Source organism: Paraclostridium bifermentans (assembly GCF_964259345.1).
GTDB classification, from domain to species: Bacteria; Bacillota; Clostridia; order Peptostreptococcales; family Peptostreptococcaceae; genus Paraclostridium; species Paraclostridium bifermentans_B.
The window spans coordinates 106936-120609 of sequence record NZ_CAXVJR010000007.1 but is presented as its reverse complement, the minus strand read 5'-3'; the positions used below and the strand labels follow the sequence as shown (position 1 = coordinate 120609).

The following is a 13674-nucleotide window of genomic DNA, read 5'->3' as shown; positions in this document are numbered from 1 at the left end:
AACATATGAAAATGTTTCTAAGAAAAAAATGTATACAGTAAATACGGTATAAAATTGATAAAAAATACAAAAAACAACAAAAACCAACAAAAAGTGTGATAAATAATTAAAATATTACCTACTAATTGTTAAATTTAAATTGTTATAAGGATTATTTTTTAGTATAATTAAATTGGCGATTAGCAAATAAGGAGGGTTATAGTAAACTATGATTAATAGTAATGTAGATTACAGTCAAAAAGTTGTAGAAATGAAAAATATAACTAAAAAATTTGGAAGTTTTACAGCTAATGATAATATAAGCTTGACTGTACACAAAGGAGAAGTGCATGCTCTTTTAGGAGAAAATGGTGCAGGAAAGTCAACATTAATGAATATATTATATGGATTATACCACCCTACTTCAGGGGAAATACATATAAATGGGGAAAAAGTTGAGATGGCAAACCCTAATGTTGCTATATCTCATGGGATAGGAATGGTACATCAACATTTTATGTTGGTTCAACCATTTACAGTTGCACAAAATATAATATTAGGAACAGAGCCTACAAAAGGTGGAGGAGTAATAGATATAAAGAAGGCTATAGAAGATGTGGCTGATATATCTAAAAAATATGGATTACACGTTGACCCAAATGCTAAAATCGAAGATATAAGTGTAGGGATGCAACAAAGAGTGGAAATATTAAAGGCTTTATATAGAGGTGCAGATATCTTAATATTAGATGAACCTACTGCAGTGCTTACACCTCAAGAAATAAATGAACTTATGCAAATAATAAGGAATTTAACTAAAGAAGGTAAATCAGTAATAATAATAACTCATAAATTAAAAGAAATAAAAGCTGCAGCTGATTACTGTACAATAATCAGAAGAGGTAAATATATAGGAACAGTTAAGGTTTCAGATACAACAGAAGATGAACTAGCGGCTATGATGGTAGGTAGAGAAGTTAGCTTTAAGGTTGAGAAAAATCCTCCTAAGATAGGAGATGTAGTACTTTCTGTAGAAAATCTAAGTGCTAAGGATAGTAGAAAAGTTCAAGTACTAAAAAAATTATCATTAGAAGTTAGAGCTGGTGAGATACTAGGTGTAGCTGGAGTTGATGGAAATGGACAATCTGAATTAGTTGAAATACTAACAGGACTTAGAAAAGCTGACTCAGGTAGTGTAAAGATAAATGGAAATGAAGTTATAAATCAAAAACCTTTAAATATATTTAAAAAAGGTATAAAAAATATTCCGGAAGATAGACATAAAAGAGGACTTATACTTGATTTTACAGTTGCAGAAAATACTGTTCTTCAAAGATATAAAGAAGCGAGATTTTCTAAAACTGGAGTATTAAATAAACACGAAATAGAAAAACATGCAGATGAGATAATTGAGGAATTTGATGTAAGACCAACTGATCATACTTTAAAAGCTAGAGCTTTATCAGGAGGAAACCAACAAAAAATAATAATAGGTAGAGAAGTTGATAATATTAGAGTAGATAGAAAATCTACGGGGGAACCACAATTATTAATAGCTACACAGCCTACAAGAGGATTAGATGTTGGAGCTATTGAATTCGTTCATAAGGCACTTATAACTCAAAGAGATGAAGGTAATGCAGTTCTTTTAGTTTCATTAGAACTTGATGAAGTTATGAATGTGTCAGATAGAATAGCTGTAATATATGAAGGTGAAATAGTTGGTATCGTAGATGCGAAAGATGCTGATGAAAACACATTAGGATTTATGATGGCAGGAGGTAGTGAGCATGAGTAATAATACTAAGACTAAAAAGAAACTGTCTTTAGCTAATAATACTATAGTATTCTCTCTTATATCTATACTGCTTGGATTATTAGTGGGAGCTATAGCTTTAACTATAGCAGGATTTAACCCAATAGAGGCATACTCTGTAATGATTGAGGGTATAATTGGAAAACCAAAATATATAGCATGGACAATTATAAAGGCAACTCCGCTTATATTAACAGGTTTATCTGTAGCATTTGCATTTAAGACAGGATTATTTAACATAGGTGCAGAAGGGCAATTTATTATAGGAGCTTTGACTGCAACATTAGTAGGATATGGGGTTTCATTACCTGCTATAATTCATATACCTCTTACATTAGCTGCAGCTACATTAGCGGGAGCATGTTGGGGAGGAATTGCAGGATTCTTAAAATCTAAGTTTGGAGTTAATGAAGTTATCTCTACGATAATGCTTAACTGGATTGCATTTTACTTAAACAACTATTTAATAATGCAACCTTGGTTAAGAGAGGGTAACAGTGAAGCATCTCATATGATAAATGAAAGTGCAAGTTTAAGTATAGATTGGTTAACGGGACTTGTAGGACCGGCGACAAAGGTTAACTGGGGTATAATAATAGCGATAATTTTAGTTCTTATAATAGCATTTATATTATCTAAGACAACTTTAGGTTATGAGCTAAGAGGTGTTGGATATAATAAATTTGGAGCTGAATATGGAGGAATAAATGTAAATTCATCTATATTTAAATCTATGGCTATAGCAGGAGCACTTGCAGCTATAGCGGGAGCTATACAAGTTATGGGTGTATCTCAAAATATAACAGTCTTAGCAGCTCCAGAAGGTAATGGATTTGATGGTATAGCTGTTGCGCTTATAGCAAATAGTAATCCGATTGGAGTTATATTCTCAGGATTATTATTTGGAGCACTTAAATATGGTGGAACAAAAATGCAAACTATACAAGCTCCATCAGAGGTAATAAATATAGTTATAGGTTCTATAGTTTACTTTATAGCGTTAAGCAGTGTTATAAGAATGGTATTTATGAAGTATATGAATAAGAAAAAGCAAGGGGGAAATGAATAATGGAAGATATAGCTTTAATTTTAAGTACAACTTTAATGTACTCTACTCCCCTTATATTTACTGCGTTAGGTGGAGTACTATCAGAAAACTCAGGTATAGTTAACATAGGGCTAGAAGGTATGATGACTATAGGTGCATTTGCTGGAGCGGCTGCAGGATATCTTGTAGGAAATCCTTGGATCGCATTTTTAGTTGGCGGATTAGCTGGAGGATTATTTGCTTTAATACATGCTATAGCTACTGTAAGCTTTAATGCAGATCATACTATATCAGGGGTTGCGATAAACTTACTTGCACCAGGGGTAGCTTTATTTACATCTAAAATATTATTTGATGGAGCAACTATGACTCCTACAATACCGATGGAAAATAAAATGCCTAGACCGTTAAATGGTTTATTTGCTGATGGAAGTATATTAAATACGGTATTTAATACATATGCAACAGTATTTTTAGCATTTATATTTGTTGGATTAGTATGGTTTATTTTATATAAAACTAAGTTAGGTTTAAGAATAAGAGCAGTTGGAGAACATCCGGGTGCGGCTGATACTCTTGGAGTAAATGTAGCTCGTGTAAGATATATTGCGGTAATTGCATCTGGTATACTTGCTGGTTTTGGAGGAGCATCTATGAGTTTAGCAATAGTATCTTCGTTTAGACCTACATTAATATCAGGACAAGGGTATATAGCTATGGCAGCAGTTATATTTGGTAAGTGGAAACCACAAGGAGCTATGGGAGCTTGTTTATTATTTGGATTCTCTACTGCTTTATCTGTATTCTTCGGAAATCCAGAATTACCATTTAGAATAAATGAAAACTTATTATCTATGATACCTTATGTTATAACTCTAATAGTATTAGTGTTATTTATAAAAACTTCTAAGGCTCCGACAGCGCTTGGAAATCCATATAAAAAAGGTGAAAGATAATTATAATAAAAAGGTGATAGCTATAGCTATCATCTTTTTTTGTTGTAATTTTATAACATAGATATAAAATATTAATATGATTTATATAATTTAATTAGGAGGAAATAATTAAAAAAGGAATGGTAATATGATTGCGCATTATAATAAAGAACCTTTTATAGTTAATGAAGATTTATGTCTAGCATTGGTAGATAAAAGAATTACTTGCGATATGGAATTGGAATTAAAAAAGAGAAATATACAAATAATAAAAACTATAGAATGTAATGAGTGCTATGGGGCTATAAAATTTCATCCAGATATAACTGTATGCAATTTAGGGAATGGCAAAATTGTAGTTGCACCGAATGTATATAAATATTATTTGGATTTATTATCTAAAAAAGGATTTGAAGTTATAAAAGGGGGTAGTTATATAAAAAGTAAATATCCTTATAATATTCAATACAATATAGTTATAATGGGTAAATATGCAATACATAATTTTGATTATACTGATAAAAAAATACTTGAATACATAAATGATAAAAAATTAATCAAAATAAATATTAAACAAGGATATAGTAAATGTTCTATATGTGTAGTTGATGAAAATTCTATAATCACTTCGGATGAAGGTATATATAATTCTGTAATAGAACATGGTATTGATTGTTTACTTATTACTCCGGGGCATATAGATTTGTTTGATTTAAACTATGGATTTATAGGAGGTTGTACAGGGTTAATAAGTAAAAATGAAATTGCGTTTTTAGGAGATGTATCAAGGCATCCAGATTATGAAAAAATAAATATGTTTATTAAATCTAAAGGTAAGAAGATAGTCAATTTAAGTAATGAAAAACTATTAGATTTAGGTTCTATAATTCCTCTTATGACTAGAAAGGAGTGATGACTATGAATAATAAAGAGATTTGCTTGAGTCTATTACCTAAGTATGGTACAGCAGTAAATCAATTTATAGAATCTACTAGATTTGAAAATGTTATAAACTATAATGAAGATACTATAGAAATAAAAATAAAAGTGAATAATGGGCAAGTAAGTTCTCAAATAGGTATAGTAAGAGAGTTAACGAACATGATGATGAAACTGATTCAAGAGGTTATATTAAAAGAACATGTTCACAAATCTTACGGAATTATATACAAAGATAATGAAAATGATATTTATGAAAAATCTAAAGAAATTTTTACTGACAAAGAGATTTTAATAAGAGAGTCAATATTTTATAATTTAAATAATTACATATCGAATAATAACCATATAGATATTGATGGATTTGTAAAATTTAGAATGAAAGATTTGCTAAGTTATATATCTAATATTTGTGATATAGCATTAGAAGAATATCTTATAAAAAAAGATTATGATGAGTTTATAAATGTATTAAGATACTTTATAAAAGTTCAAGACTCAAAAATAGACACACTTAAAGTGTATATAAGGAAAGATAGTTCTTTTATTTTATATGATAAATATAATAATATAATCCAAAATGAAAATGATGAGGAACTTATGAATATGTTCATAAAAGAAAATTTAAACTATGAAGATTTTTTAATAAGTACATTATTATCTTTATGCCCGAAACATATACAAATATATGATTCATTAAAAACAAACGCATCAAGAGAGGTTATAGAAACTATAAAATCTATTTTTCAAGAGAAGGTAGAAGAAAGTAATAAATCTTAAAAATAATAATTTTATATTAAAAAATTTATAAATGTATTGAAAAAAATATATTAAAGTATAAAATATATATTGTTTCTTATTAAAATATTAAGGAGATTAAGAAGATGAGCAATATATATATAATAATACTTATGGGGATTATCGGAGGGATAATAGGTTATATAACTAATAAATTAGCTATAAAGCTTATATTCAGACCTATAAATCCTATAAAAATACCAATTTTAAACATAGAGATAATAGGATTGATACCTAAGAGAAAAAGTGAAATAGCTTTAAAAATAGGGGAAATAATACAAAATGAGTTTGTATCAGTAGATGATATTCTTAAAAATATAGTTAAAGAAGAAGATAAAGAAAAAGCTGTAAATTACATAAAAGAAAAAGTTAGCACTATAATTGATGAAAAAGCTACATTAATACCTAGTTATATAAAATCTGTTATAAAAGGGTATATAGATGAAATTATAGAAAAAGAAGTTAAAGATTCTATCGATGAGATAAGTGATGATATTATAAAAAAAGCACATGAAAGAGTTAATATACAGGAAATTGTTGAAGATAAAGTTAATTCACTAGATTTAATTGAGTTAGAAGAAATAATTTTAAGTATTGCAGACAAAGAGTTAAAGCATATAGAATTATTAGGATTACTGTTAGGATTCTTGATTGGAATAATTCAAGGAATAATAACTATATTTATATAAAAAATTAGTTGATATATTAATTGTGATTTGCTATAATGTTAAATAATATAATAAAAATTGCAATGAAGAGGAAAAGTAGGATAGAAACAATTTTACAGAGAGGATATATCACCGGCTGAAAGTATATCTAGATATGACTATTTGAAAACTACCTTGGAGCGGAGTTTAGTAGCTTTAGAAGTGAAAGTACTCGGTTGACGACCTTATAGTCATCAAGAGGGTTATGTGTAAGCATACCAACTTGGGTGGAACCGCGAATAGTACTCGTCCCATGATTTTCATGGGCCGAGTTTTTTTATTTTATACAAAAATTTTAAGGAGGTAAAAACATGATAAAAGTTACTTTAAAAGATGGATCTGTAAAGGAGTACGCTAAGGGAACAACAGTTATGGATATAGCAAAGTCTATAAGTGAAGGTTTAGCTAGAAGTATAGTATCTGCATCTATAAATGGAGAAGTTGTTGGGTTAGATTTTGAAGTTAATGAAGACTGTGAATTAAACTTATTTAAGTTTGATGATGCAGAAGGTAAGGATGTATTTAGACATACGTCAGCTCATATGTTAGCTCAAGCTATAAAGAGATTATATCCAGAAGCTAAGTTAGCTATAGGACCAAGTATAGAAAATGGATTCTATTATGATATAGATTTAGAGTATAGATTAACACCTGAAGATCTAGAGAAAATAGAAGCTGAAATGAAGAAGATAGCTAAAGAAGATTTAGAAATAGAGAGATTTGAATTAACTAGAGAAGATGCTATAAAGTTAATGGAAGAACAAGGGGAAGTTTATAAGGTAGAGCTTATATCTGAATTACCAGAAGGGGAAGTAATATCATTCTATAAGCAAGGAGATTTTACTGATTTATGTAGAGGTCCTCATTTACCAAGTACTAAAAAAGTTAAGGCTGTTAAATTACAAAATGTAACTGGAGCGTATTGGCGAGGGGATGAAAAGAACAAGATGTTACAAAGAATATACGGAACATCATTTGAAAAGAATAAAGATTTAGAAGCTCACTTACATTTAATAGAAGAAGCTAAAAAGAGAGATCATAGAAAATTAGGAAGAGAATTAGAGTTATTCTTTATACCAGAAGAAGGTCCAGGATTCCCATTATTCTTACCAAAAGGTATGGAATTAAAAAATGAATTATTAAAATTCTGGAGAGAATTACACAGACAAGATGGATACGTTGAAATAGAGACTCCAATAATATTAAATCAAAAATTATGGGAGACTTCAGGACACTGGTATCACTATAAAGAGAACATGTATACTGTAGATATAGATGAACAACAATTTGCTATAAAGCCAATGAACTGTCCTGGTGGAATGTTATACTATAACTTCAAACAACATTCTTATAAAGATTTCCCTATGAGAGTTGCTGAGTTAGGAAGAGTTCACAGACATGAATTATCTGGAGCTTTAAACGGGCTTAAGAGAGTTAGAGCGTTTACTCAAGATGATGCACATATATTCATGCTACCTTCTCAAATAAAAGATGAAATAAAAGGTGTTGTTTCATTAATAGATAAAGTATATTCTGCATTTGGATTCGAATACCATTTAGAATTATCAACTAGACCGGAAGATTCAATGGGAACAGACGAAGAGTGGGAAGCTGCAGAAAATGGATTAAGAGAAGCACTAGAAGAATTAAACCTTCCTTATGTAATAAACGAAGGAGATGGAGCTTTCTATGGTCCTAAGATAGACTTCCACTTAAAAGACTGTTTAGGAAGAACTTGGCAATGTGGAACTATACAATTAGATATGCAATTACCTCAAAGATTTGATATCAATTATATAGGTGAAGATGGAGAGAAGCATAGACCTGTTATGATACACAGAGTTGCATTAGGAAGTATAGAAAGATTTATAGGTATATTAATCGAGCATTATGCTGGTAAATTCCCAACTTGGATAGCTCCAGTTCAAGCTAAAATATTACTTGTATCTGATAGATTTAAAGATTATGCAGAAGAAGTTAAAAAGGCATTATTTGAAAAGGGTATAAGAGTAGAACTTGATGATAGAGCTGAGAAGATAGGATATAAGATAAGAGAAGCTCAACTTGAAAAAGTTCCTTATATGTTAATCGTTGGTGAAAAAGAACTTAACGAGAAGAAAGTATCAGTAAGATCTAGAGACAATGGTGAAATGGGAGCTATAGAAGTAGAAGAGTTCATAGCTAATGTTTTAAAAGAAGTAGAAGAGAGAACTAATGTAATACAAGCATAATAAATAAAAAGTTAGCCTTAAGGCTAACTTTTTTATTTATACACATTCTTTTCTTATTATATCTTTTAATTCCTCATGAGTCATAGTTTCCTTTTCGAATAAATGTTGAGAAACTAAATGTAAGTCATTAAGGCTAGAATTTAAAAGATTTAATGTTTCTTCATAACAACTATCTATTATAGTAGTTGTTTCTTGTTGTATTTTTTTAGATAAGAAATTTTTTTGATTATTATCTATTGTCATTGATCCTAGGCTGCTCATTCCATAATCGCAAACCATTTGGGTTGCAATATCTGTTACTTTTTTTAGGTCATCTTTAGCTCCAGTAGATTTATGCCCAAATATAATTTCTTCAGCAGCTTTACCTGCAAGTAAAATTTTAATCTTACCTAAAAGCTCATCTTTAGTATAAATATATCTATCTTCATCTGGAAGTTGAAGAACATAACCAAGAGCTTGGCCTCTAGGTATTATGGAAATTTTTTGTATTGGGTTTATACCTAATGTATTGCTGACCAATGCATGTCCAGCTTCGTGATAAGATACAATTCGTTTTTCTTTTTCTATTAATTTAGCGTTTTTAGATTCGAGCCCTGCTATAACTCTTTCTATTGCTTTATCGAAATGAAGGTTAGTTATTATTTCGCTATTATCTCTAACGGCAAATATCGCAGCCTCATTTGCTATATTAGCTAAGTGAGCACCATTAAATCCATGGGTTTTTTTAGCTAATAAGTTTAAATCTACAGAATTATCAATAGGTTTATTCTTAGTATGAACTTTTAAAATTTCTAATCTTGTATGATAATTAGGATCTCCTATATGAATATGTCTATCAAATCTTCCAGGTCTAAGGAGAGCGTCATCTAATAAATCTAGTCTGTTTGTAGAGCCAACTATAAGTATATTGGAATCTTTATTAAAACCATCCATTTCTACTAATAATTGATTTAAAGTTTGATCTTTTTCGTTGTTGCTTTCCAAATGTCTTTTTGCTCCAATTGCATCTATCTCATCTATAAAGATTATACTAGGAGCATCTTTTCTAGCTTTTTCAAATAATGTTCTAACCCTCTTGGCACCAACACCAACATATTTTTCTACGAATTCAGAACCTGTTACATTAAAAAATGATGCATTTGTTTCTCCTGCCATTGCTGAGGCAAGTAAAGTTTTACCTGTACCAGGAGGACCGTAAAATAATACTCCTTTAGGTATTTTAGCACCCATCTTTTTATACTTGTCTGGATTTCTCATAAAATCTACTATTTCAAAAAGTTCTTCTTTTACTTCTTCTAAACCTGCAACATCATTAAAAGTTGTTTTAGGCTTAGTTGAATCTGAATTGTCATTAGAAGTTTCTTTTTCTAATTTAGTATGATTGAATGCCGGTACAGGTTTATTGATTTTTTTAAAAAAATTATCTAACATTTTCATAGTCAAACACCTCAGTTATAAAAATTGTTGTTACTAGATATATTTGCCTCTTTTTGAATTAAATATTATAAAATTTTTACATTTTAATATTAAAATACTAATACTTAGTAAAAGTATAACCATAAATTTGATAATTAATTAATAAAAGTTTGAAAAAATATTGACATATATATATATGGATGATATAGTATATAGAGTAATAAAAAACAAGAAGAAGTCCGCTTCTCACCTTACAACAAATTAGTTAGTAAGGTAAATATAAGTTAATGTTTCAAAGTGTTTTATTTAATTATGATAACTTATATGGCGGATGATTATATCATTCGTCTTTTTTAATATAAAATTGGAGGTGTCCTACTATTAGTAAGGAATTAGCAATCAATGATCAAATAAGAGATAAAGAAATAAGAGTTATCTCAGAAACTGGTGAGCAACTTGGAATAATGTCTGCTAGAGATGCTCAAGTGATGGCAAATAATAAGAACTTAGATTTAGTAAAAATATCACCTAACGCAAATCCACCAGTATGTAAGATAATGGATTTCGGTAAGTTTAAGTACGAACAAGCTAGAAAAGAAAAAGAATCTAAGAAAAAGCAAAAAATTGTAACTATTAAAGAAGTTAGATTAAGACCTGGAATAGAAGAAAATGATATAAATACTAAAGCTAAGAACGCTATAAAGTTCCTTAAAAAAGGAGACAAAGTTAAAGTTGAACTTAGATTTAGAGGTAGAGAGTTAGGTCATAAGGATTTAGGAAAACAAGTAATGCTTAAATTTATAGACTTAGTAAAAGAGTTTGGTGAACCAACTAAAGCCCCGGCATTTGAGGGTAATAACATGGTTGTAATGATAGATCCAAAAAAATAGATATATATTTGAGAGGAGGATATTAATATGCCTAAAATGAAAACTCACAGAGGTGCAGCTAAGAGATTCAAAAAGACTGCAAGTGGAAAATTAAAGAGAGCTAAAGCTTTCAGAAGACATATACTAACTAAGAAGGATGCTAAGACTAAAATGCAATTAAGAAAGTCTGGAATGGTTAGTGAAGGAGATGCTAGAAGAATAGCACAATTATTACCATATTTATAAGATCGAATATAAAATAGAAAAATTTATTTAATAAGAGAAAAACGAAGGAGGTTACGACGATGGCAAGAGTTAAAAAAGCTATGAACGCTCGTAAGAAGCATAAGAAAGTATTAAAACTTGCAAAAGGTTTTAGAGGATCAAGAAGTAAATTATATAGACCAGCTAACGAGTTCGTTATGAAGGCGTTAAAGCACGCTTACGTTGGTAGAAAATTAAAGAAGAGAGATTTCAGAAAACTTTGGATACAAAGAATAAACGCAGCTGCTAGAGCTAACGGAATGTCTTATTCAAGATTCATGAATGGATTAAAATTAGCAGGTGTTGAAGTTAACAGAAAAATGTTATCTGAAATGGCTATAAACGATCCTCAAGGATTTGCTAAATTAGTAGAAGTTGCTAATTCAAAATTAGCTTAATTATATAAAACTCTGAGTTAGTACTCAGAGTTTTTTTTGTATGCAAAAATGTAATGTTAAAAACATGATAAATTTTGATATTAGTGTAGATATATTTAAACACAAGGTATATAATGTAATTTATTATAAATATAAGTGCAATGAGATAAGCTAATATAATAACATAATTTTATATATAAAGATGGAGGGAGGAAATAAAGCAAATGAAAGAATTTATTTCTAGCATAAAAAAGCCAGTAAGTAGATTAAATCCATCTCAAATAATGGTTATTGGATTTGCAACGGTAATACTAATAGGGGCTATATTATTATCATTACCAATTGCAACTCAAACAGGAGAAAGAATTCCGTTTTTAGATGCTTTATTTACATCTACATCAGCAGTTTGTGTAACTGGTCTTGTAGTAGTGGATACAGCTACTTATTGGAGTACATTTGGGCAAGTGGTTATAATTTTACTAATCCAAGTTGGAGGGTTAGGATTTATGACAATATCAACGTTATTTGCACTAATAACTAAAAAAAGAATAAATCTAAAAGAAAGACTTCTGATACAAGAATCTTTAAATCAAATAGATTTATCAGGTTTAGTAAAACTTAGTAGATATGTATTATTAATGACATTTACAATAGAAGGTATAGGAGCATTAATATTATCAACTGTATTTATACCTGAGTTTGGTATAATAAAAGGTATATGGTATAGTATATTCCATGCTATATCAGCTTTTTGTAATGCAGGATTTGATCTTATGGGAACTGTTAGTGGTCCATTTACGTCTTTAACTAAATATGTAAATAACGTAACTATAAGTATTACAATATCGGGACTTATAATACTAGGAGGGATAGGTTTCCCTGTTATATTAGATGTAGTGAAAAATAAAAAACCATCTAAGTTTAATATACATACCAAAGTTGTTTTAGTATCAACAGCTGTACTTATTTTAGTTGGTATGATATTTATATTAGCTGTAGAATACACTAATCCAAAAACATTAGGTAGTCTTTCATTAAAAGGAAAACTATTATCATCCTTTTTCCAATCAGTAACTACGAGAACTGCTGGATTTAATACTATAGATCTGACATTATTACATCAAGGTAGTTTATTTGTGATGATTTTATTAATGTTTATAGGAGCAGCTCCATGTTCTACTGGAGGTGGAATCAAGGTAACTACACTTTCTACAATCATACTTTCAGTGAGAAGCTTTTTATTTGGAAAAGAAGATATAGAAGTATTTGAAAGAAGAGTAAGCCTATCTACAGTAAGAAAATCTATAGGTGTATTTTTTATAGGTATGGCAGCTGTACTTATAGGTATAGTAATGATAAGTTTAACAGAAAATTCATTTGACTTAATAGAATCTGCATTTGAGGTTGTGTCAGCATTTGCAACGGTAGGACTAAGCATCGGAGGCAGTCCTAATTTAACAATTGTGGGTAAAATTTTAATAATGTTATATATGTTTATGGGAAGAGTAGGACTTTTAACTATATTCCTTGCATTAATGTCTAAAAACAGTGGCAAAAAACAAGTAATAAGATATCCAGAAGGTAAAATTATAGTAGGATAAAAGATTAGGAGAGAACAAATATGAAACAATATATAGTTATAGGGTGTGGAAGATTTGGATCATCAGTAGCAACAACAATGCATTTATTAGGACATCAGGTAATGGCTATAGACAAAAGTGATGATGCAGTACAATCAATAGCTGAAAAAGTAACTCATGCAGCTATAGTTGATGTTACAGATGAGCAGGCTTTAAGAGCTTTAGGAATGGGAAATTTTGATGTAGCGATAATTGCAATAGGTTCAGATATAAGAGCTTCTATAATGGCTACACTAATAGCTAAAGAAATGGGTGTAGAGCAAATTGTTTGTAAGGCGAAAGATGAATTACAAGCAAAAGTTTTATATAAAATAGGTGCAGATAGAGTTGTATTTCCAGAGAGAGATATGGGAGTTAGAGTAGCACATAATTTAGTATCAAATAATATACTAGACCATATAGAGTTAGATCCAGACTATTCTATAGTCGAAATTGTTACACCTAAAGAATGGGAAGGAAAAACTTTAATAGAGTTAGACCTTAGAGCAAAATACGAAATAACTGTTTTAGCTATAAAATGTGGTAAACATATAAATGTAACTCCATCGCCAGAAGAACAATTAAAATCTGGAAGTATACTAGTTGTTATAGGTCAAAATAGCAAAATAAGTACTATAACTTCAGATAATGATTTTACATTTAGGAGAAAATAAAA

Annotated in this window: 13 protein-coding genes and 1 other annotated feature; of the genes, 12 read left to right on the top strand and 1 reads right to left on the bottom strand. The window is 29.5% G+C overall.

All coding sequences use genetic code 11. The annotated features are described in order from the left end of the window. Positions 1-208: 208 nt before the first annotated feature. From ACEXNK_RS14100 to thrS, 7 genes are all read left to right on the top strand, one after another. Entirely contained in the window at positions 209-1777 is a 1569-nt protein-coding gene (locus ACEXNK_RS14100; protein ID WP_373599569.1) for an ABC transporter ATP-binding protein, read from the top strand. Beyond that, positions 1770-2864, top strand: a complete 1095-nt coding sequence (locus tag ACEXNK_RS14095; protein ID WP_373599570.1) for an ABC transporter permease — start codon at positions 1770-1772, stop codon at positions 2862-2864. Before ACEXNK_RS14100 ends, ACEXNK_RS14095 begins: the two co-directional genes overlap by 8 nt. After that, positions 2864-3799 carry an ABC transporter permease gene (locus ACEXNK_RS14090; protein WP_373599571.1) on the top strand — a complete coding sequence of 312 codons (936 nt, stop codon included), beginning with the start codon at positions 2864-2866 and terminating at the stop codon, positions 3797-3799. The genes ACEXNK_RS14095 and ACEXNK_RS14090 overlap by 1 nt, the downstream gene beginning before the upstream one ends. Positions 3800-3926: 127 nt before the next feature. Beyond that, entirely contained in the window at positions 3927-4691 is a 765-nt protein-coding gene (locus ACEXNK_RS14085; RefSeq protein ID WP_373599572.1) for a DUF6873 family GME fold protein, read from the top strand. 5 nt (positions 4692-4696) lie between these two features. Further along, positions 4697-5497 carry a putative sporulation protein YtxC gene (locus ACEXNK_RS14080; RefSeq protein WP_373599573.1) on the top strand — a complete coding sequence of 267 codons (801 nt, stop codon included), beginning with the start codon at positions 4697-4699 and terminating at the stop codon, positions 5495-5497. Positions 5498-5601: 104 nt separating this feature from the next. After that, positions 5602-6204 (top strand): DUF445 domain-containing protein, encoded by a 603-nt coding sequence (locus ACEXNK_RS14075; protein WP_373599574.1) that lies wholly within the window; start codon positions 5602-5604, stop codon positions 6202-6204. A gap of 53 nt (positions 6205-6257) precedes the next feature. Further along, positions 6258-6479, top strand: a binding site (T-box leader). 54 nt (positions 6480-6533) lie between these two features. Further along, positions 6534-8453 (top strand): threonine--tRNA ligase, encoded by a 1920-nt coding sequence (gene thrS, locus ACEXNK_RS14070; RefSeq protein ID WP_373599575.1) that lies wholly within the window; start codon positions 6534-6536, stop codon positions 8451-8453. 36 nt (positions 8454-8489) lie between these two features. Here the strand turns inward: thrS and ACEXNK_RS14065 are convergent, their stop codons facing one another. Further along, a complete protein-coding gene (locus ACEXNK_RS14065; RefSeq protein ID WP_373599576.1) occupies positions 8490-9890 on the bottom strand; it encodes an ATP-dependent metallopeptidase FtsH/Yme1/Tma family protein in 1401 nt (466 codons plus the stop codon). 359 nt (positions 9891-10249) lie between these two features. Between ACEXNK_RS14065 and infC the strand changes: the two genes are divergently transcribed. The 5 genes from infC (at position 10250) to ACEXNK_RS14040 (ending at position 13672) form a co-directional block, all read left to right on the top strand. Beyond that, on the top strand, positions 10250-10759 hold the full coding sequence (infC, locus tag ACEXNK_RS14060; RefSeq protein ID WP_373599675.1) for a translation initiation factor IF-3: 510 nt from the start codon (positions 10250-10252) through the stop codon (positions 10757-10759). Between the two features lie 27 nt (positions 10760-10786). Beyond that, the gene (gene rpmI, locus ACEXNK_RS14055; protein WP_373599577.1) at positions 10787-10984 is read left to right on the top strand and encodes a 50S ribosomal protein L35; all 198 of its coding nucleotides are present in this window, start codon (positions 10787-10789) and stop codon (positions 10982-10984) included. A gap of 59 nt (positions 10985-11043) precedes the next feature. Beyond that, positions 11044-11400, top strand: a complete 357-nt coding sequence (gene rplT / locus ACEXNK_RS14050) for a 50S ribosomal protein L20 (protein ID WP_373599578.1) — start codon at positions 11044-11046, stop codon at positions 11398-11400. 203 nt (positions 11401-11603) lie between these two features. Beyond that, entirely contained in the window at positions 11604-12980 is a 1377-nt protein-coding gene (locus ACEXNK_RS14045; RefSeq protein WP_373599579.1) for a TrkH family potassium uptake protein, read from the top strand. A gap of 20 nt (positions 12981-13000) precedes the next feature. Continuing rightward, positions 13001-13672 (top strand): potassium channel family protein, encoded by a 672-nt coding sequence (locus ACEXNK_RS14040; RefSeq protein ID WP_373599580.1) that lies wholly within the window; start codon positions 13001-13003, stop codon positions 13670-13672. Positions 13673-13674: the final 2 nt, after the last annotated feature.